19 protein-coding genes are annotated in these 18,541 nt (G+C 43.2%); 10 read left to right on the top strand and 9 right to left on the bottom strand.

The annotated features are described in order from the left end of the window. Positions 1-33: 33 nt before the first annotated feature. Positions 34-516: a hypothetical protein gene (locus tag OKC24_RS11400; protein ID WP_131276388.1), complete on the bottom strand. Its 483-nt coding sequence runs from the start codon at positions 514-516 to the stop codon at positions 34-36. Between the two features lie 63 nt (positions 517-579). After that, entirely contained in the window at positions 580-1,383 is an 804-nt protein-coding gene (locus OKC24_RS11405; protein ID WP_252151899.1) for a hypothetical protein, read from the bottom strand. Positions 1,384-1,527: 144 nt separating this feature from the next. Between OKC24_RS11405 and OKC24_RS11410 the strand changes: the two genes are divergently transcribed. Beyond that, positions 1,528-2,550 (top strand): type I glyceraldehyde-3-phosphate dehydrogenase, encoded by a 1,023-nt coding sequence (locus OKC24_RS11410; RefSeq protein WP_131276386.1) that lies wholly within the window; start codon positions 1,528-1,530, stop codon positions 2,548-2,550. Between the two features lie 183 nt (positions 2,551-2,733). After that, positions 2,734-3,033: a hypothetical protein gene (locus tag OKC24_RS11415; protein WP_005010951.1), complete on the top strand. Its 300-nt coding sequence runs from the start codon at positions 2,734-2,736 to the stop codon at positions 3,031-3,033. 85 nt (positions 3,034-3,118) lie between these two features. Here OKC24_RS11415 and OKC24_RS11420 read toward each other — a convergent pair whose 3' ends face one another. Both OKC24_RS11420 and OKC24_RS11425 read right to left on the bottom strand, forming a co-directional pair. Further along, complete coding sequence (locus tag OKC24_RS11420) at positions 3,119-3,418, bottom strand: AzlD family protein (RefSeq protein WP_131276385.1); 300 nt, start codon at positions 3,416-3,418, stop codon at positions 3,119-3,121. Next, positions 3,415-4,161 (bottom strand): AzlC family ABC transporter permease, encoded by a 747-nt coding sequence (locus OKC24_RS11425; protein WP_265465169.1) that lies wholly within the window; start codon positions 4,159-4,161, stop codon positions 3,415-3,417. The genes OKC24_RS11420 and OKC24_RS11425 overlap by 4 nt, the downstream gene beginning before the upstream one ends. A gap of 147 nt (positions 4,162-4,308) precedes the next feature. Here OKC24_RS11425 and OKC24_RS11430 point away from each other — a divergent pair, with 147 nt between their 5' ends. Beyond that, positions 4,309-4,764, top strand: a complete 456-nt coding sequence (locus OKC24_RS11430; RefSeq protein ID WP_130145183.1) for an Lrp/AsnC family transcriptional regulator — start codon at positions 4,309-4,311, stop codon at positions 4,762-4,764. A gap of 114 nt (positions 4,765-4,878) precedes the next feature. Here the strand turns inward: OKC24_RS11430 and OKC24_RS11435 are convergent, their stop codons facing one another. Next, positions 4,879-5,397, bottom strand: coding sequence for a hypothetical protein (locus OKC24_RS11435; protein ID WP_130145185.1), 519 nt, complete (start codon positions 5,395-5,397; stop codon positions 4,879-4,881). A gap of 410 nt (positions 5,398-5,807) precedes the next feature. On the opposite strand from OKC24_RS11435, the gene OKC24_RS11440 reads away from it, so the two are divergent. The 4 genes from OKC24_RS11440 (at position 5,808) to OKC24_RS11455 (ending at position 9,819) form a co-directional block, all read left to right on the top strand. Continuing rightward, positions 5,808-6,974 (top strand): ATP phosphoribosyltransferase regulatory subunit, encoded by a 1,167-nt coding sequence (locus OKC24_RS11440; protein WP_130145187.1) that lies wholly within the window; start codon positions 5,808-5,810, stop codon positions 6,972-6,974. 84 nt (positions 6,975-7,058) lie between these two features. Next, positions 7,059-8,378: an adenylosuccinate synthase gene (locus tag OKC24_RS11445; protein WP_130145189.1), complete on the top strand. Its 1,320-nt coding sequence runs from the start codon at positions 7,059-7,061 to the stop codon at positions 8,376-8,378. A gap of 241 nt (positions 8,379-8,619) precedes the next feature. After that, positions 8,620-8,928: a hypothetical protein gene (locus OKC24_RS11450; protein WP_130145191.1), complete on the top strand. Its 309-nt coding sequence runs from the start codon at positions 8,620-8,622 to the stop codon at positions 8,926-8,928. Between the two features lie 117 nt (positions 8,929-9,045). After that, positions 9,046-9,819 carry a M48 family metallopeptidase gene (locus tag OKC24_RS11455; protein WP_130145193.1) on the top strand — a complete coding sequence of 258 codons (774 nt, stop codon included), beginning with the start codon at positions 9,046-9,048 and terminating at the stop codon, positions 9,817-9,819. 433 nt (positions 9,820-10,252) lie between these two features. Here OKC24_RS11455 and OKC24_RS11460 read toward each other — a convergent pair whose 3' ends face one another. The 3 genes from OKC24_RS11460 to OKC24_RS11470 all read right to left on the bottom strand — a co-directional run bounded on the left by OKC24_RS11460 (position 10,253) and on the right by OKC24_RS11470 (position 13,566). Continuing rightward, on the bottom strand, positions 10,253-10,735 hold the full coding sequence (locus tag OKC24_RS11460; RefSeq protein WP_005010926.1) for an FKBP-type peptidyl-prolyl cis-trans isomerase: 483 nt from the start codon (positions 10,733-10,735) through the stop codon (positions 10,253-10,255). A 135-nt stretch (positions 10,736-10,870) separates the two neighbouring features. Next, positions 10,871-12,172, bottom strand: a complete 1,302-nt coding sequence (locus tag OKC24_RS11465; RefSeq protein ID WP_265465176.1) for an NAD(P)/FAD-dependent oxidoreductase — start codon at positions 12,170-12,172, stop codon at positions 10,871-10,873. Between the two features lie 80 nt (positions 12,173-12,252). Beyond that, positions 12,253-13,566 (bottom strand): D-alanyl-D-alanine carboxypeptidase PBP6B, encoded by a 1,314-nt coding sequence (locus OKC24_RS11470; protein ID WP_265465179.1) that lies wholly within the window; start codon positions 13,564-13,566, stop codon positions 12,253-12,255. A gap of 178 nt (positions 13,567-13,744) precedes the next feature. Here OKC24_RS11470 and OKC24_RS11475 point away from each other — a divergent pair, with 178 nt between their 5' ends. Together OKC24_RS11475 and OKC24_RS11480 are read left to right on the top strand one after the other, a co-directional pair. After that, positions 13,745-15,448: a M61 family metallopeptidase gene (locus OKC24_RS11475; protein WP_131276382.1), complete on the top strand. Its 1,704-nt coding sequence runs from the start codon at positions 13,745-13,747 to the stop codon at positions 15,446-15,448. A gap of 102 nt (positions 15,449-15,550) precedes the next feature. Then, entirely contained in the window at positions 15,551-16,195 is a 645-nt protein-coding gene (locus tag OKC24_RS11480) for a DUF2971 domain-containing protein (protein ID WP_265465184.1), read from the top strand. 51 nt (positions 16,196-16,246) lie between these two features. On the opposite strand, the gene OKC24_RS11485 is transcribed toward OKC24_RS11480, so the two are convergent. Continuing rightward, complete coding sequence (locus OKC24_RS11485; RefSeq protein ID WP_130145203.1) at positions 16,247-17,035, bottom strand: rRNA large subunit pseudouridine synthase E; 789 nt, start codon at positions 17,033-17,035, stop codon at positions 16,247-16,249. Between the two features lie 197 nt (positions 17,036-17,232). Here OKC24_RS11485 and icd point away from each other — a divergent pair, with 197 nt between their 5' ends. After that, positions 17,233-18,486 carry an NADP-dependent isocitrate dehydrogenase gene (gene icd, locus OKC24_RS11490; RefSeq protein ID WP_130145205.1) on the top strand — a complete coding sequence of 418 codons (1,254 nt, stop codon included), beginning with the start codon at positions 17,233-17,235 and terminating at the stop codon, positions 18,484-18,486. Positions 18,487-18,541: the final 55 nt, after the last annotated feature.

Here is an 18,541-nt window from a genome sequence, read left to right on the forward strand (position 1 = left end):
GGTCATTGTTATTTTATTATTCAGCTCGGTATTTTATTTATTGAGCATGAAAAGCTTTTTTACATCAACTTGATATTGTTGAGTATTAGACTTGAAGGCGTGTGTCTCTTTTGAAATTTTTGCTTTAGGTTCAATGTTGTCCTGATTTAGATCATCAAAAATCAGTCGAGGTTTGCATCCCGTTGATATTATATCTTGTAAGCCGTTTGTGATATGTGGGTTTAAATGTATCACATGTCTTTTGGATAATGTCCATGTTGATATCGAAGACCCGCCAGTTTTCGTTGATGTGAAAGTGAAAAGGGGTGATATCAAACCGGATATTTCAAAGCGAGAGGCCTCGGAAGCTGTGCTGATCGGTTCTTTATAGCTTTTCATAATTTTATAAAGATGAACATCAATGAAAAACAATTTTAAATAATAATCCGAAACGTCTTCTTTTAACTGTATAGAGTTACTAATGGCGGGCAGTTTTTGATTTGCATTTAGGCTCAGGTATGGGAGTGGCACCAGCATTTTAAGAAAATAAAAGGAGACCCAAGGGGGAAGGCTTTAAATAGATTTTTTCATAAATTTGATTTATTCATCTCTGATATCTTCCGATGTTAACAGTTGCTTTTTATTGATTTGATAATATTCCCCATTAAATTTTAAAAGTTGTTGTTCAGTTTTCTTGGAGTGTATCGTTTTACATTTTTCATCAGTATCTTCTGATTTCTTAATTTGTTTTAAAATCATATCTTGCAGTTGATGGTTTTGACTATTTTGGAGAATGAAAATACTTTTAATATCGTCATTTGTTCCATTTTCACAGCCATATGCAGGACGCCAATTGGTTTGGATGTTGGTCTGGATATCTCTAAGCACCCATTGAATATTGTATTTTTGAGAATTTGGATTGGATCGAACGCGAAATAAATTGAATGTATCCAAGTCATAGCTAAAGTAGCCATTGTTCAAATGATGGGTATTGAGTCCAACCACATTTTCCTTTGGTAAACTAGAGTAGGGAACACGATCAAATTTAATCGATGAAAATCTGCCATTTTCCTCAGAAATCGTTTGTGAATGTATATATTTGAACAAGATTTTTTTGTGATTTGGATTAAGCAGGTAAAGCTGAATTTGATAAATATTTTCTTTATTTGGGATGAGATTTGCAGTTGCAATAAGCAAGCTGTTGGCATCGAGATAAATACAATCTGAACGCTCTTGCAGTTCATCAGATTTCAATGTCTTGCTTGTAAGTAGTTTTAGCTCTTGAATCAGTTTAGCTGTCTGTTCTGGCGCACAAGAGGAATAAAGCGATGTGGCTAATAGTTCAGAACTATAGAAGGCGAAAAGACATAAACATAATTTCGAAATTTGCTTAAATGGGTTCATTTTATTTTTCACAAAGTATTGGATATATGGCATTTATTTTTAATGTAAATATTTCTCGCTAATTTTGACAAATATTCTCCGTAAAAGCTAAGAAATCCGATAACATAAGCGTGAAAACCCTTGTTTCAATTGTAAGGAATAATGATGCAACGTGTGGCAATTAACGGATTTGGGCGAATTGGACGCAATGTTCTCAGAGCTTGGTTTGAAAATCCTAAACAATTTCATTTTGAAATTATTGCCATTAACGATGTTGCGGACATCGAAACTTTATTGCATCTGTTTAAATACGATTCAACCCATGGCCGGTTTCAGGGCGAAGTGCAAATAGAAACTGAAAATGGCAAGCAATTTCTAAGTATACGGGCCGGTGAGGCTGCGCTGCGGGTTCAGGTGTTGCGCAGTGCAGAGCCGGTATTGCTGCCATGGCAAGCTTTGAATATTGATGTGGTTTTAGAGTGCACAGGATTATTCCGTTCACGAGAAGCGGCCACTCAGCATATTCATGCTGGGGCGAAACGCGTGATCATTGGCGCGGCGCCTTTTGACAGTGTGGATGCTGCGATTGTGTACGGTGTGAATCATCATGATGTCAAAGCGCACGATCAGATTATCTCCAGTGTATCCTGCACGACTCAAGCTTTAGTGCCTTTGGTGAAAATTATTGATGATGCTTTTGGCATAGAGTCTGCGCTGATGACGGAAATTCATGCGGTAACCGCAGATCAGTCAGTTTTAGACCATGCGCACCGTGATCTGCGCCGCGCGCGCGCATCAGGGCAAAACATCATTCCAACCACATCTTCTGCTTTAGGCGCTTTAAAACGTGTAATGCCGAAAATGGAAGACCGCATCGATGGTTTTTCTATTCGAGTGCCTACCATTAATGTGGCGGCGATTGATCTGACGTTTATCGCACAGTCGCCTATTACTCAGCACCGCTTGAATGAGGTTTTGGTGAAATCTGCTGAGCATGATTACGCTGCAATTATGTCAGTGACGGATGAACCGCTGGTCTCCAGCGATTTTAACCATTCGCCGTATTCTTTAATTGTCGATTTAAGCCAAACCATGGCTGTCGGGCGGCAAGCCAAAGTTTTTGCCTGGTATGACAATGAATGGGGCTATGCCAACCGCCTGCTGGATCTCTGCGAGTCTTTTACGTGACGTTATCAGTTTAAAGCGCCTAAAGGCGCTGGATTGTTCGAACTGAAAGTGAAATCACCTTGTTTTGATCGCTGGAATTGCATCATTGATCGTAAAAGTAATGAAATAACGGTTTTTTCTGAAAAAAAACTTTAAAAAATTAGGTAAGATGAAACAAATGAATGATTAAAAAGAGCAAAGCTGATGATTCTATTGTGGGGATTTATTTTTTTACTGTCGATGGCAGTAATCTTTCTGATATGGCTGCAGTTTAAAAATCAAGATGACAATGCTGAAGTTCAAGCAAGCTTGCACTTGGAAGAAAAAATCGTCCATTTAGAAGCGAATCTGAAGAAAACCTTAGAAATTATGCAGGATTTAGCGAAAAAGATGCATGTGCAGCAGGAGACGATGGATCAAACATCGCAGAAGCTGCAGCAGGTTGAGCTGCAAAATGCAGAGCTGGTGAATTTGCTGGCGAAAGTCATGGCGCCTAAAGATTGAGAGTTAAGTGCGAAAGCATAATCCTATTTACAAAAGCCTCTCTGTGATGAACATGGGAGGCTTTATTTTTTGTGCGGCTGTGGGGTCAAACCAGCAGCAGCCGCAGACATGCAGCGGATGCCATGCTGATGGCCACGGTCGGCAATAATGAAAAACGCGATGCAGCCAGCAGGGTAATAACAATTGCGAGAAGGTCTGCAGGGTTGTCTTTTACAAAATAAGGCGCAATCACAGAAATCAGCACGCAGCCGGGCACAACTTCCAAAATCTGGCGCTGTTTCTTGCTTAACGTTTTATGCTTCAGCAAAACATAGCCGAGGACGCGGGTCAGGTAAGTGGTGAAGGCGATAAATAAAATCGCGATGACTGTTGGTGCGTGAATCATGCTTCATCTCCTGTCAAGAATACAGCAGAGGCAATTCCGCAAACCGCGCCGATAGGCACATGCCAGCCAGGAGGCAAATATAAGTAAGCCAATGCTGCGGCAACTAAACTGACCAGCCACGGGCGGGCAGCGCGAATGCCTTTCCACATGCCGCGCAGCAGCACTAAAAAGACAGCAGGAAAGGCCATATCAAAACCGAAACGGCTGACATCTCCCAGCACGGGGCCAATTATTGCGCCGAGTGTGGTGAAGCCAATCCACATGAGGTAAAGCGCAAAACAAAGGCCTGCGTAGAACAGCATGCTGAATGCGCGCTGTATGCCTAAATAGTGCTGTTTCTTTTGTGCGTCAGCTAAGCTTAAAGCCCAGCTCTCATCGCACATAAAAAACAGGGCGGTAAACACTGTGCGATTGGGTAAATGCCGTAAATAGGGCGCTAGGCTTGCACCCATTAACAAGTGCCGGCTGTTTACGAGGAAAGTGATGAAAATCAGCATGATAATATTTGGCGGATTAGTCCACACTTCCAAAATGGCAAACTCAGAACCGCCGGCAAAGTTTAAGCCAGTCAGCAATGAAACTTCCGCAAATGACAAGCCTTTTTGAGTAGCTTGCGCGCCCAGCACTAAAGCAAAGGGAATAATGCCGAGCAGCAGGGGAATGGAAGTTTTCAGACCGCGTTTGAATTCTGCAAGCTTCTCGGAGGTTTTGGTGTCAGCTGCGGCAGTCCGAAAGGTCAACATGAGGCTTTCCAATCTTTTAATTACAAAGAAAAACATTGTAAAAGCTTCACTGCAGCATTTGGCGCTGAATTTAATTTATATGCATTCACTTTTGGCATAATATGCTTTAAATGTATAGAAAATTAGCATGAACTGCTGGGGTTTAAGATGGATCTTATTGATAAGCGGATTCTTTGGGAAATTCAGCGCAATGGCAGGCTGCAGAATGTCGATTTGGCTCAGAAAGTGGGGCTTTCACCATCGCCATGCTTGCGCCGTGTCAAACAGCTGGAAGATGACGGCATTATCGAAAAATATGTGGCGCTGCTGAATCCGCAGAAGATCAATTTAGGGCTGACCGTATTCGCCCGAATTTGGCTAAAAGGGCAGGATGAGCAAACGGTCAATGCCTTCGTAGAGGCTATTCAGTCTATGGATGAAGTGGTGGAATGCCAGCTGATGGCAGGAGACTGTGATTTTTTCCTGAGAATTATGGTGGCAGATTTGGATGCCTACCGTCAGTTTCAAATTCAGCGTTTGAATAAAATTTCCAGTATTCAAAATGTGAAGACGGAAATTCCGCTGCAGAAAATCAAGCAGACTACCGCATTGCCTATTCTATAACGATGCGGAAGTATTTTTTAGAGCGCAAATAATGCTCAGATTTATATATTGCGGTCTGCAGCCTGGGAGGTATAATCGCCGCCTCAAGCTGCGGGTTGTCAGGTATTCAAAGGTTTATTGCTCAACGTTTTCGTTTAAAAAGCCTTCTTTGATTTGCTGAGGCAGGCCGGCATGCCACCAAGTGTAAATATTGGCTTTAATTTCTTCGTCTTCTTCAGGATCATTGAATGGCTCATCATCTTCACGTAGCAGTTCATCGCCCTCAAATTTAAACCAAAATTCCCAAGGATCATCGTCACCGCATCCCCAAGCCTGAGCGTGGATAGACGGGGCCAGCGCTTTTAGAAAAAATAATATTGCCTCAATAAATTCATCACCTGATGAGCCATGCACAAAATGCGCAATTGAATAGCCTTCGATCGGGTACAGCAGTTCTGGCCCCAGATCAAATTCAATGTTATCCACAGTTTCTAAAATTTCTCTGGCCAGCTCAGCGCCATGTTCGGGGTTAATGTCACAGGCGAGGGCGATAAATTTATCTGAATCACCGCGGTGTTCTTCAAATAAACGGTCTAATTTTGACATTATTTGAGCATCTGCATGCCTGTAATACAAATTGCTGTGTAATTCCATATCTTTTCCCCAAAGTGAAATTGCGTAATCAAAGCATTGAATGAATGTTCAGCTGGACTTGTTGTTGATGCTGAATTGAACAAAAGTATAGATGAATTAGCGGCCTAAACCATTCTTTTTATAATTGAAATTTAAGAATAAAATTGTGTTTTAAATAAATTTAATCAATAAATACTATGGAGCGGAGCGTTACTTTTTTTTAACGCGTTCTAGTTTAAAACTGCTGCTTGCCTGTGCAATTGAAGCGGCGGCTCTAAGCCAGCCTGTACGGCTTTAACACGATAAATGAAATTTTCCTGAATTGTCTGATGCATGGCTAAATTGAACGTGATACACTATGAGAAATCGGGTGTGTTCCCGATTTTTTTATGCGGATTATTTCCGCGCTGACAAGTATTTAGGTTTACAACATGCCCATTTCAGAGACATGGTTATTACCTGATGGTGTAGCTGATGTATTACCAGAACAAGCGCAAGTTATTGAAGCTTTGCGCCGTGAAGCATTGGATTTCCTCGCAACTCGAGGTTATCAGCTGGTGTACACGCCATTTATCGAATACATCGAATCTCTTTCTTCTCTCTCCGAATCGAATCAAGATTTAGACTTAGCCACTTTTAAAGTGATTGACCAGCTGTCTGGCCGATTGCTTGGTGTGCGTGCCGATATGACACCGCAAGTGGCCCGTATCGATGCGCATGTACATCCAGTCGAAGGCGTAGCGCGTTATTGCTATGCTGGCACGGTTTTGCATACGAAGCCTCAGGGGTTTAATACCACACGCGCGCCGCTGCAGCTGGGTGCAGAATTATTTGGTTCAGACAGCATTGATGCCGACGTTGAAATGGTCGATGTGATGCTGAGCTTGCTTCAAACAGCTGGTTTGGCTGAGGGCATTCATTTAGATTTAGGCCATGTCGGATTATTCCGCAGCCTGGTGGCGCATGCAGGCTTATCGAAAGCAGTTGAGCGTCAGCTTTCTGATTTATATCAGCGCAAAGCATTGCCTGAACTAGCTGAATTTACTCAAGAATTAAAATTCGGTGCAGATTTTTATAATTTAGGCCGTTATGCAAGCGATTTAGATGCGCTGCAGACACATTTAAGTGCTGAGATTTTTGAAAATCCTGAGTTCAAGCAGGCATTTGATGCTGTTAAGCAAACCCAGTCAGAAATTCAGGCGCGCTGGCCAGCGCTGCATATTGGTATAGATGTTGTAGAGCTTCGTTCATATCACTATCACACTGGTTTAATGTATGCCGTATATGCGCCAAACCGTGCAGCGCCGCTGGCTCAAGGCGGACGTTATGACGGAATTGGCCAGCACTTTGGACGCGCGCGTCCGGCAACAGGCTTTTCTTGTGACCTTTATGCATTATGTGCAGGTCAATTTAAGCAGATTCAAAAAGTTGTTGCGCCTAAAGGCACAGACAAGGCATTGCTTGACGCAATTGCGGACGTCCGCGCACAAGGCCTAAGTGTAATTCAGTTACTTGGGAACGATAATTTAAAATCAGTTCCAAATGCAACGCATCAATTGGTGAATGTTGCAGGTGAGTGGAAAGTCGAAGCGGTTTAATCGAAACAGTTTAATGGCAAGGCTGAATGTTCATGTCATTCAGTTTTACTCTCAATTTTAACAGCATGATGTAATGAGGCTATTATGGGCAAGAATGTTGTGGTACTTGGTACCCAATGGGGCGACGAAGGCAAAGGCAAGATCGTCGACCTGCTCACAGATCAAGCGGCTGCAGTTGTTCGCTATCAAGGCGGTCACAACGCTGGCCATACTCTCGTAGTTGGTGGTAAGAAAACTGTATTACACCTCATTCCATCTGGCATCTTGCGTGAAAACGTACTGTGCTTAATTGGTAATGGTGTTGTACTTTCACCGGAAGCGCTGATTAAAGAAATGGACATTCTTGAAAAAGAAGGTGTGCCAGTTCGTGAGCGTCTGCGTATTTCTCCAAACTGCCCATTGATTCTTCCGCATCATATTGCGTTAGACCAGGCGCGCGAAATTAAGCGCGGCAATGCAAAAATTGGCACCACTGGCCGCGGTATTGGCCCAGCATACGAAGACAAAGTTGCACGCCGTGCAATCCGTGTTGCTGACTTGGTACGCGGCGGTGAGCATCTTAAAGCGCAGCTTGAAGAATTACTTGAATACCATAACTTCCAATTGACTCAATTCTTCGGTGTTGAAGCCGTAAATGTTGATGATGTTGTTGCGCTGTGTGATGAATGGCGTAAAGTTGTTGCTCCGCTGGTTATTGACGTAACCACAGAGCTTCACAACTACCGTAAAAACGGCGACAACATTATGTTTGAAGGCGCGCAAGGTTCACTTCTTGACGTCGACCATGGTACATACCCGTATGTAACTTCTTCAAACACCACTGCTGGCGGCGTAAGCTCAGGCTCAGGCCTTGGCCCATTGCACCTGGATTATGTTTTGGGTATTACCAAAGCGTATACAACCCGTGTCGGCGCTGGACCATTCCCAACTGAACTTGTTTACGATGCCGCCAATGATGTTGGCGATGCGATTGGTAAACACCTGGGTACAATCGGTTCAGAATTTGGCGCGTCTACTGGCCGTCAGCGCCGCTGCGGCTGGTTTGATGCTGAAATCCTGCGCCGTTCTGTAGATGTCAACTCGCTTTCAGGCATTTGCTTAACTAAACTTGACGTTCTTGATGGTTTAGAAGAAGTGAAAATCTGCGTGGGTTATGAAGCTGCAGATTCTGGCTGTGTGGGTTCATCTGATGCGCTTGCATTTGAAACTTTAAAACCAATCTATGAAACGATGCCGGGCTGGTCTGAGTCAACTTTTGGTGCAAAATCTTTAGATCAATTGCCTCAAAATGCGATCAACTACATTAAGCGTATCGAGCAGCTGATTGAATGTCCAATCGACATCATTTCTACAGGTCCAGACCGTGAAGAAACGATGATTCTGCGTCACCCATTCCAAGCTTAATGCTTAGAATATGATGCAAAAAAAGCCCCGCAAAAGCGGGGCTTTTTTACAGCTGTAAAACAGCAATCGGATGCCTAAGCCTAATCTGATCAAACCTGTTCAGCCGTTTCTGCTAAGCCCTAGATTTTGAATAAAATCTGAGTTCGGGTTAATCTCGATACTAAAGTTGCAGTTCAGTGTGCTGTACAGTGTCAGCAGAGTTGCTAAAATGCATTTCACTTCATATTTCAGGCGCTGCAGGATGCAGAAGTATATATCAGGAACTATTTTTTATTCTTTGCTGTTTGCCATGGGCGGTGCGCCCACAATCGCGATGATGATTATTCGGGCGCAAACCTCGGACCCTGAAATTATTTACACAGCTTTTGTTGGATTATCGGCCATGATTGCCTGCATTTTAGTACCAATTATATTGATTCAAAATGCATTTCTATTTTTTAAGCGTAAAAGTGAAACACTTGAGGCAAAGGTTGAACCGCTGTGCAAACTGTATCTATTTTTGAATGCCTGTTGTTTGCTCTATTGGCTTTATATCCAATTTATTGGATGAACACATTTTACATAAATCCTATGATAATGTGCTTTAACTTCATTCAACCTCCTAAATTTGAAGAATATAATTGCTATAATTCATGCTGTTTAGATTGTGGGTTTGGAGTCCTGAATAATGAATAAAAAAATATTAATGAGCTTATGTGCAGCGGGTGCTGTAACAGTTTCTGGCTGTACAACTGTGGCTGATATGGCTGGCGCGGATACAGCAACGCTGAATACGGTAGCGACTCAAGGTTTTAATAAAACGGTCGCTGAAGCGCGCAACAGCAATACTTTAGATACCTCATCTGCGACTTATAAGCGTATTTACAGCGTGTTTACCCGCCTTAAGCCTTATGCAGATCAAATGAACCAAACCGGGACTAAATTTGACTGGCAGCTTGCAGTGCTGAAATCGCCGCAAGTCAATGCTTATGTGGCGCCAGGCGGTAAAGTTGTATTTTATACAGGGATTGTCACTAAGCTGAACCTGACGGATGCTGAAATTGCGGCGGTGATGGGCCATGAAATGGTGCATGCCCTAGAAGAGCATTCGAAGAATAAAGTGGGCGCGCAGGCGTTGACAGATTTGGCGCTGGGCATTGGCTTAAGTGCAGCGGGTGTAGGGCAGACAGGCACAGCGGCAGCGCAATTGGGCAGCCAAATTGGGATTGGCTTGCCCTATTCACGCAGTTTGGAAAGCCGAGCGGATCAGGGTGGCTTAATGCTGATGGCGCGGGCAGGCTATAATCCTCAAGCTGCAATTACGCTGTGGGAAAAAATGAATAAGCTTGAAGGCGCTGGCGGTTCATCGTTCCTGTCGACTCACCCGTCAAATAGCCAGCGGATTGATGCCATGCGTAAAAACCTGCCGGCTGCGCAGCAGATTTACAACCAGCGCAGATAAAAAAAATTAAAGCGCATGCGCAGGATATAAATTCCGATAAAAAAGCAGAGCATAGGCTCTGCTTTTTTATGCGATCTAATTTTCAAGTTAAACGGAGGCGCTGTTTTAAGGCCGATGTTTATTCAGATGATGATGTGTACCTTGGCACTTGCATGCTAGCTAAGCGGGATTTGAAGTCATTCATTCTGTTCAGCTGTATGTTCAACAGCCACAGCGGCTTTTACAATGCGCTTTTTTAGCGCTAGTGCAGGTGCTTAGATAATGATTGGGTGTTCACATATAAGCTTAAAAATAAAGTGTGCTGCAGTATGAAATGATCTAAAGCCGGATGAATAGTTGAAACTGCCCTGGGTGCGGAATATCATTTGCCATGTATCAGCAATAAAAAAGGCAAAGTAAAAACTTTGCCTTTTGCACGTCAGATCATAAGATCTTAGTGGTGGTGGCCGCCTGCACCGTGTACGTGACCGTGATCTAATTCTTCTTGAGAAGGTTCACGGATTTCAATGATTTCAACTGCAAAAGTCAGGTCTTGGCCAGCAAGCGGGAAGTTTGCATCTACAACAACATTGTCGCCTTCAACTGCTTTAACAGTTACGATTTGAACGCCGTCATCAGTTTGAGCTTGGAATTGCATGCCAGCTTGAATATTGTCAACGCCTTGGAACATTTGAGCTGGAACTTCTTGTACTAGGTCTGGGTTGTATTCGCCATAACCTTCAGCAGCAGGAACAGTTACAGTAAATTTTTCGCCAACTGTTTTGCCTAATAATGCTTTTTCTAGGCCAGGAATGATGTTGCCAGCGCCGTGCAAATAGGCAAGTGGTTCACCTTGAGATTGGTCAAGTGTTTCACCTTCAGCATTAGTCAATGTGTAGTGGAAAGAAACCACAAGGTTATTTGCAATAGCAGTCATGTTATTGATCCATTCAATTTTTTAAGGGTACATCATAAAGTGAAATTGCTTTTTTGTAGACTAAATTTACTAAAAAATTGCACTTTTACTATTCAGATGATGGTTTTTTCATTAATCGGGGTGAATATTAAAATTTCAATGCATTTTTATTTTTGGCGAAATTTTTCTGCTCACAAAATCTTTGGCGGTCAGTAAGCCTGCATGCGCATAGCCGTAAATGGTGGCTTGATGCATGCGGTATAAAGACACATACATGGATTTTGCGATAAAGCCCTGCACATTAACCTGGCCTAATAATTCACCGACGGCTTTATTTTTACTGAGTGAAACTAAAGAGCCCTTATCTGAAAAATTAAACATGGGCAGCGGCTGACCGTTCAGGCGGGCTTTTAAGGCTTCTGCCAAAAAAGACGCCTGTTGGCTTGTAACCTGCGCCCGAGGGCCAAGTACAGGCTCGTCGGCCCGCGGCTGGCAATGCGCACAATCCCCAAAGGCAAAAATATTCGGGTCTGCCTTAGTCTGCAGGGTAGCATAGACGTCTATGCGGCCCATATGGTCTTTGGCAAAGCCTGGCAGGCTGGCAATAACTGGCGGAGCTTTAATGCCTGCTGCCCAGACCTTGAGTTCTGCATGAATGCAGCTGCCGTCATCAAAGTAAATTTTGTCAGCATCGACTTTTGCGACGCGCTTAGAGGTCAGCACATCAATTTTCATGCGGTCCAGCTGTTTATATGCATGATCGGCCAGTTTTTCGGGCAAGGCGGGCAAAATTCTGTCAGCGCCTTCAATTAAGGTGATTTGCACATTCTGGGGCAAGATTTTATTGAGCCCGTATTGGTAAAAATTGTGCTTGGCTTCTGTCAGCGCGGCAGAAAGTTCTACGCCCGTTGCACCAGCGCCAATAATGCCGATGTTCAGCTGGCAGGGTTCATTGCTGTTTTGCGCATCTAAATACAGATGCAGCAGATCCTGCTGGAAGATTTCAGCCTGCTGCAGGCTGTCTAAATAGTGGCAATGCTCTGATACGCCGGCTGTGCCAAAATCATTGGAAACAGAACCTACAGCTAAAATAAGGGTGTCGTAATGCAGCATCAAATTTTCGTCTGAACTGCCGTATTTTCCCAAGGGTGCCCGGTTCAGAACAATGCGCTTTTCTGCAGGAATGATGTTTTTCAAGCAGCCTAAAACAAAGTCATAAGAATGCTTGGCGGCATGGGCATAATAATTGGTGGCTTCTTCATTGATATTCATGGTGCCGGCTGCAATTTCATGCAGCAGCGGCTTCCAGACATGGGTGAGTTTCATGTCAACCAAAGTAATATGCGCTTTGCCTGATTTCCCGAGACTGCCGCCTAATTGTGTAGCTAATTCCAGACCGCCTGCGCCGCCGCCGACAATGACAATCCGGTGCAGATTACTATTCTTTTCAGGATTCATCGAAATGCCTATTTTTATGGGTGTTTTTTGAATTGTCTTACAAGTTACATTATCTCACCGATAAGAATTCTGCAGGCCGATTATTGCTGCAATGGGTAGGTTTTTACAGCGCCTGAATCTGCTGAGAAAATACCGAAAACACTTTTAAGCCAAAATAAGAAACGCTCGAAAACATTGGCCTCGTCAATATTTACGTCATCTTCAATATCAATGGTGTTGATCAGCTGGTTGTTTTGATACACATTTACGGTGACTAATTTCATCACTTGAGCCAAAGGTGCAGTGAGCAATTTTTCATTCACTTCGATATTCATATGCGTTTGAGTTTGCTGCAGCGGTTCAATGCCTTGCAATAAGCCATTGCCAGTATCCAGCATGATGCGCTGATGCGGCTGATCAAAGGTGTTCATATCAATGGTCAGCGCAGGGTCAAATAATGACGTGGTAATGATTTGCGGCTTTTTGGTTTCCACTTTAAACATTTTTAAAGTGGACTTAATGACTGGCAATTCGGCAATCAGCTGTTTGTCTTTAATGGCAACTTCATTGCGGGTATAGACATAAGCAAGGTTCATCAGCTTATGGGCTACTTCAGCGCGCTTCAGTCCGCTTTTAGTGCCCATAACCACTACAATTAAACGGCGGTCAGGCACATTATGCAGGCCTGAAGGGCGGTTGGTGGTTAAGGCTAGGTTATAGCCAGCCGCTTTGGTAAAGCCAGTTTTCATGCCATCGACTGTCGGGTCTTGCTTGAGCAAGATATTGGTCGCTTTATGAAAATGATTGTTATAGCTGAAGCTGGTTTGTTTGGAATAGTTAAGATAGTCCGGTGTTTCCTGCACTAAGGCGCGGCCCAAACGCGCGAGGTCTGCTGCAGAAGAATAGTGCTCCGGCATAGTAATGCCTGCCGGGTTTTGAAAGTGGGTGTCATTCATGCCGAGCGCTTTGGCTTCTTTATTCATGCGCTCAATAAATTGCGGAAGGCCGCCAGAAATTTTCTCTGCCAGAGTGACCGCTGCATCATTCGCGGACATAACCACTAGGCCTGCCAACAGGTGGTCAACCGTAATTTGCTCGCCTGGCTTTAAATACATTTGCGATTCATCCCATTGAACCACATTGACCACTGGGGTGGCTGTCAGAACTTCATTTTTATTCAAATGGCCCGCTTTGATTTCTTTCAGGGCAATATAGGCCACCATCATTTTGGTTAAAGAGGCAGGAGCGCGCTGTACATGGCTATTATGTTCAGCAATCACTTGTCCCGATTGCGGATCTAGAATAGTCCACGCTTCAGCTTCTACCGTTTCTGGATTGATGTTGAGCAGTGCAGCATTTGCTACCGTGGAGCATAAAGCGCATAGCGCCACGATGAAGTAAATTACGCGTTTCAATGAGATTCCTTATAGCCTTTCCGTAGGCCGAAAATACAAAAAAATTTAAGGAATGCTATGCCTTTTTTTTTCCGCTGACTAGTCTTAATTGTAGACAATTAAGACTGTTGCGCACCGTTGTGTCAAAAAATGTTAAGCTTATTGCCAAGTTATCTTTTTTTATTTTGTATTGCCCATTATGCTGCATTATCAAATCGAATTTGACGATTATCGTCAGCACCTTATTCATGTCACCGCGCGTTTCTTGGCAGATCCAACGCAAGTGCTGTCACTGCCGTCTTGGATACCGGGAAGCTATTTAATCCGCGAGTTTTCAAAACATATTGAAGCAGTACGCGCTTATGATGAAGACGGGCGCCAGCTGCAGATTCAAAAATTTGAAAAGAATAAATGGCGCTTATTCAATACCGATCATGAGCTGATTACGGTTGAATATGACGTCTATGCTTATGATTTGTCAGTGCGCGGTGCTTATGTCGACCAGTCCCGTTTATATGTCAATCCAGCTTGCGCGTGTTTAGGTTTGGAAGGGCAGGAACACAAGGCCATTGAAGCGGAAATTTTCTTGCCTGAAGAACTGAAGCATTTTCAGATTGCCACCGGCTTAAAGTCTAAAACTTTGGTGAAAGGCCGTTACACCCTGTATGCAGACAATTATGCGCAGCTGATTGATTCGCCTTTTGAGCTCGCAGATCAAACACGGTTTAGCTTTGAAGCCAATGGCATTCCGCATGAGTTTGTGGTGTCTGGCAAACATGCCATGAATGCGCAGCGCATGCAGCAGGACATTGAAAAAATCTGCAGCACTGAAATTTCAATGTTTGGTTCAGCGCCGTTCACGGACTATACCTTTATGACCATGGCGACAGGCAGCAGCTATGGCGGTTTAGAACATCCAAACAGTACGAGCCTGATTACACCGCGTGATGACCTGCCAAAAGCCGATGAACCGGAAGAGCCGTCAAAGGACTATCAGCGCTTTTTGGGCTTATGCAGTCACGAATATTTCCACTCATGGCTGGTGAAATTTATCCGCCCTGAAAATTTCGTCAATTATGACCTGAACAAAGAAGGCTACACTTCTTTGCTGTGGATCTTTGAAGGGTTTACCTCATATTATGATGATCTGATTTTACTGCGCAGCGGCGTGATTCATCAGGATTCATATTTGACATTGCTGAAAGCGCAAATAGACCGTTATTTGCAAAACCCTGGACGTTTAGTGCAGTCAGTGTCTGAGTCTAGCTTTGATGCATGGGTGAAGTTTTACCGTCAGGATGAAAACTCAAATAATGCGGGTACGAGCTACTATAACAAAGGCTGTTTAGTGGCGCTGTGCTTGGATTTAGGCTTACGGATGCGCGGTTCGAGCTTGGATGCTTTAATGCGTAAGCTGTACGAAAATGCGCAAAATGGCATTCAAGTCAATGAACGCACCATTTTCGATTTATGTAAAGAACTGACGGGTGACAGCTGGCTGGAACAGATTAATCATTTGATCAATACCACAGATGAATTGCCCTTAGATCAGCTGTTCCCAGAGTTTGGTTTAAGCTATAGCCTGAAAAATGACAAAACTTTGCCATTTGGCTTAAAGCTTGCCGATAAGCCTGAAGGCGTTCTAGTTCAGTCTGCGCGCCGTGATGGCGCTGGCGCTCAAGCAGGCTTATCTGCAAATGACATCATTATTGCTGTTGACGGCTTGAGGGCGACAGCCAAGCTGCTTGAACAGTATGCCAAGCAAGCGGGTGATTATACTGTGCTGGCGTTCCGCCGTGATGAATTGATGTCTTTTGGTGTGAAGGCTGCAGGTTCTGAACTGAGTGAAGTTGAACTGAAAGTTGTAGATCAGGCCAAAGCGAATTTATGGCTGAAAGCTTAATTTGATAAGCATTTAATTTTCAGGTAAAACCCATACTTAGGTATGGGTTTTTATTGGTGAATAATGAAAGTATATAAGTATAGGTGTGGTTCTGGGAGGGATTTGAAAACTTTAGAATCGATGGAATTATTTGCACCAAATAGTAATCAGTTGACTGATCCTTGTGAAGGGGTATTCATTGATGAAATTGTGTCAGATAAAGGAAATTCTTTACATCCATATCTTAGAGAACAATTTAAAAGATTCTACGAAGAAAGTGAAAATATAGGTATTTATTCTTTAAGTAAAACGCCAATAGATGAATTGCTTTGGGCTTATTATGCTAATTCTCATAAGGGTTTTTGTATCGAATACGATTTAGATGAGCTACTTAAAATAAATGATTTAAAAACATATTTTGATGTTAATTATGGAGATATTAATAAGCTTAATTTTGGAAGTGCATTTGTTAATAACTCGATAAATAAGTTATTGAAATTAATATTAGGCAATAAATCTAATGCTTGGATACATGAAGATGAAATTAGATTACTGACAGAATCATCTGGGTCAAAAAAAATTAGTGAAGATGCTATAACAGGGATATATTTTGGATTAAGAATGCCTGAATGTGGTGATAAAGATGTTGTAGTTAGTCAAAACGATGTTATGTTTGCACTAAAAAATAAGAATATTAAATTTTATAAAATGTATTTAGAGCCTGATAGTTATCAGCTTAATTTTAATGAGATTGAAAGTAAATATTAAAAAATTAAGCCCCTCAATTGAGGGGCTTAATTTATAAAAAAATCCTAAGTCTTAACGGCCATTACGCCCGCGGCCGCGTGGCGCTTTAGTATTTGGGCGTGTCGTACCATTGGTACGGCGCTTTGGCTTCTCGCTGTCATCCATTTGCCAGATACGTTTAGTACCAGACTTTTTAACAGAACCATCTTTGTTCTTACGAACCATTGGCTTACCGCCCGTACCGCCCGGTTTTTTTACATAAGAACGTGAACGGTAAGGCTCTTCCGCAGGAATATTTTGGAAGTCTGGGTAAAGCAGCGGTTCAATCTCTTTTGTTTCACCTGGCTTTAAGTCCATTTGAACCAGACTGATTCCGCCAATTTGAGTGCGGATCAAGCGCAAAACTGGGAAACCTACAGCAGCGCACATACGGCGCACTTGGCGGTTACGTCCTTCACAGATTGAAATTTCAACCCAAGATGTCGGGATAGAGGCACGGAAACGTACAGGAGGATCACGTTCCCACAACCATTCAGGTTGTTCAACTTTGTCTGCTTTGGCAGGAAGTGTCATGCCGTCTTTTAGCTCTACGCCTTTGCGAAGCTGCTCAAGTGCTTCTTCAGTGACATCACCTTCCACCTGAACCAAATAAGTTTTAAACTTTTTATTGGCAGGGTTGGTGATGTATTGGTTTAGACCGCCGTGATCGGTTAGGAAGACTAAACCTTCGGAGTCCATATCTAGACGGCCAGCCAAACGCAAAGTTGGATCGTCTACGAAGTCGGACATGGTCAAGTGCGCTTCGTCTTTACGGAATTGGGAGAGCACGTCATAAGGCTTATTGAGAATGACGATTTTCATATGAAATAGCTTCTTCACTAATATAAATAAAAGAAACATCGAGTTTTATTTAAGCGGGAAATAAGGCTATTTCCCTTATAAATCTCAAAGATGTTTGAATTCGATTAATCTATTATGCGTGAAGATAGAATGAAAGTATTGTGAATTGGCAAATATTTTTTAGATTGCCAGATAAAGAAGAAGGAGAATTACAGAAAATGGGTTATCAAAAAATTGCCGTGCCTGTGGATGGCAGTAAAATAAGTGTAAATTCAGATTTGTCATTAAACGTTCCTAATCAGCCGATTATCCCTTTTATTGAAGGTGACGGCATTGGTGTAGACATCACACCTGTCATGAAAGCCGTGGTCGATGCGGCTGTGCAAAAGGCCTATGGCGCTAAACGCTCTATTGAATGGATGGAAGTGTATTGCGGCGAAAAAGCCAATAAAATTTACGGCACCTATATGCCGGATGAAACTTTGGAAGCGCTGCGTGAATATGTTGTATCGATTAAAGGCCCGCTGACAACTCCTGTAGGCGGCGGTATCCGCTCGCTTAATGTTGCACTGCGTCAGGAACTTGACTTATATGTCTGCGTGCGCCCAGTACGCTGGTTTAAAGGTGTGCCGTCTCCTGTGCAGCATCCGGAACAGACCGACATGGTGATTTTCCGTGAGAATTCTGAAGATATTTATGCAGGCATTGAATGGAAGGCGGATTCTCCGGAAGCGAAAAAAGTCATCAAATTTTTAAAAGAAGAAATGGGTGTCACCAAGATCCGTTTTGAAGAGAACTGCGGTATCGGCATTAAGCCAGTCTCTAAGGAAGGCACTCAGCGTCTGGTTCGTAAAGCCATTCAATTTGCGATTGATAACAATAAGCCGTCTGTGACGCTGGTTCACAAAGGCAATATTATGAAATATACCGAAGGCGCATTTAAAGAGTGGGGCTATGAACTGGCACTTGAGCGTTTTGGCGGAGAACTGATTGACGGCGGCCCTTGGGTTAAAATTAAAAACCCCAAAACAGGTAAAGATATCATTATTAAAGATGTGATTGCTGATGCATTCCTGCAGCAGATTTTAATGCGTCCGTCAGACTATTCCGTAATTGCGACGCTGAACTTAAACGGTGACTATATATCAGATGCGCTGGCGGCCGAAGTTGGCGGTATTGGCATTGCTCCGGGAGCGAATATTGGCGGTGCGGTTCAGGTGTACGAAGCGACACATGGCACAGCGCCCAAATATGCAGGCCAAGATAAGGTGAATCCAGGCTCCATTATTCTTTCTGCCGAAATGATGCTGCGCGATATGGGCTGGGGAGAGGCTGCTGACTTAATTATCAAAGGCATTTCCGGAGCAATAGAGGCCAAGACCGTCACTTACGATTTTGAGCGTTTGATGCCGGATGCAACGTTGCTTCGGTGTTCTGAATTTGGCCAAGCCATTATTGATAATATGGAATAGCCGCTGGCAAGAAGCTCCGTCCAATTTCAAATAACCCGCATATATTGCGGGTTAT

Origin of the sequence: Acinetobacter entericus (assembly GCF_026168575.1) — a bacterium.
In the GTDB taxonomy this organism is placed as follows: domain Bacteria; phylum Pseudomonadota; class Gammaproteobacteria; order Pseudomonadales; family Moraxellaceae; genus Acinetobacter; species Acinetobacter bouvetii.

Bases quoted from the DNA above. Each gene is read 5' to 3' on its own strand.
- icd (WP_130145205.1), top strand. From the start codon at position 17,233: ATGGGTTATCAAAAAATTGCCGTGCCTGTGGATGGCAGTAAAATAAGT.
- OKC24_RS11415 (WP_005010951.1), top strand. From the start codon at position 2,734: ATGATTCTATTGTGGGGATTTATTTTTTTACTGTCGATGGCAGTAATC.
- OKC24_RS11455 (WP_130145193.1), top strand. From the start codon at position 9,046: ATGAATAAAAAAATATTAATGAGCTTATGTGCAGCGGGTGCTGTAACA.
- OKC24_RS11475 (WP_131276382.1), top strand. From the start codon at position 13,745: ATGCTGCATTATCAAATCGAATTTGACGATTATCGTCAGCACCTTATT.
- OKC24_RS11465 (WP_265465176.1), bottom strand. From the start codon at position 12,172: ATGAATCCTGAAAAGAATAGTAATCTGCACCGGATTGTCATTGTCGGC.
- OKC24_RS11430 (WP_130145183.1), top strand. From the start codon at position 4,309: ATGGATCTTATTGATAAGCGGATTCTTTGGGAAATTCAGCGCAATGGC.
- OKC24_RS11435 (WP_130145185.1), bottom strand. From the start codon at position 5,397: ATGGAATTACACAGCAATTTGTATTACAGGCATGCAGATGCTCAAATA.
- OKC24_RS11485 (WP_130145203.1), bottom strand. From the start codon at position 17,035: ATGAAAATCGTCATTCTCAATAAGCCTTATGACGTGCTCTCCCAATTC.
- OKC24_RS11410 (WP_131276386.1), top strand. From the start codon at position 1,528: ATGCAACGTGTGGCAATTAACGGATTTGGGCGAATTGGACGCAATGTT.
- OKC24_RS11425 (WP_265465169.1), bottom strand. From the start codon at position 4,161: ATGTTGACCTTTCGGACTGCCGCAGCTGACACCAAAACCTCCGAGAAG.
- OKC24_RS11420 (WP_131276385.1), bottom strand. From the start codon at position 3,418: ATGATTCACGCACCAACAGTCATCGCGATTTTATTTATCGCCTTCACC.
- OKC24_RS11405 (WP_252151899.1), bottom strand. From the start codon at position 1,383: ATGAACCCATTTAAGCAAATTTCGAAATTATGTTTATGTCTTTTCGCC.
- OKC24_RS11460 (WP_005010926.1), bottom strand. From the start codon at position 10,735: ATGACTGCTATTGCAAATAACCTTGTGGTTTCTTTCCACTACACATTG.
- OKC24_RS11400 (WP_131276388.1), bottom strand. From the start codon at position 516: ATGCTGGTGCCACTCCCATACCTGAGCCTAAATGCAAATCAAAAACTG.
- OKC24_RS11440 (WP_130145187.1), top strand. From the start codon at position 5,808: ATGCCCATTTCAGAGACATGGTTATTACCTGATGGTGTAGCTGATGTA.
- OKC24_RS11450 (WP_130145191.1), top strand. From the start codon at position 8,620: ATGCAGAAGTATATATCAGGAACTATTTTTTATTCTTTGCTGTTTGCC.
- OKC24_RS11445 (WP_130145189.1), top strand. From the start codon at position 7,059: ATGGGCAAGAATGTTGTGGTACTTGGTACCCAATGGGGCGACGAAGGC.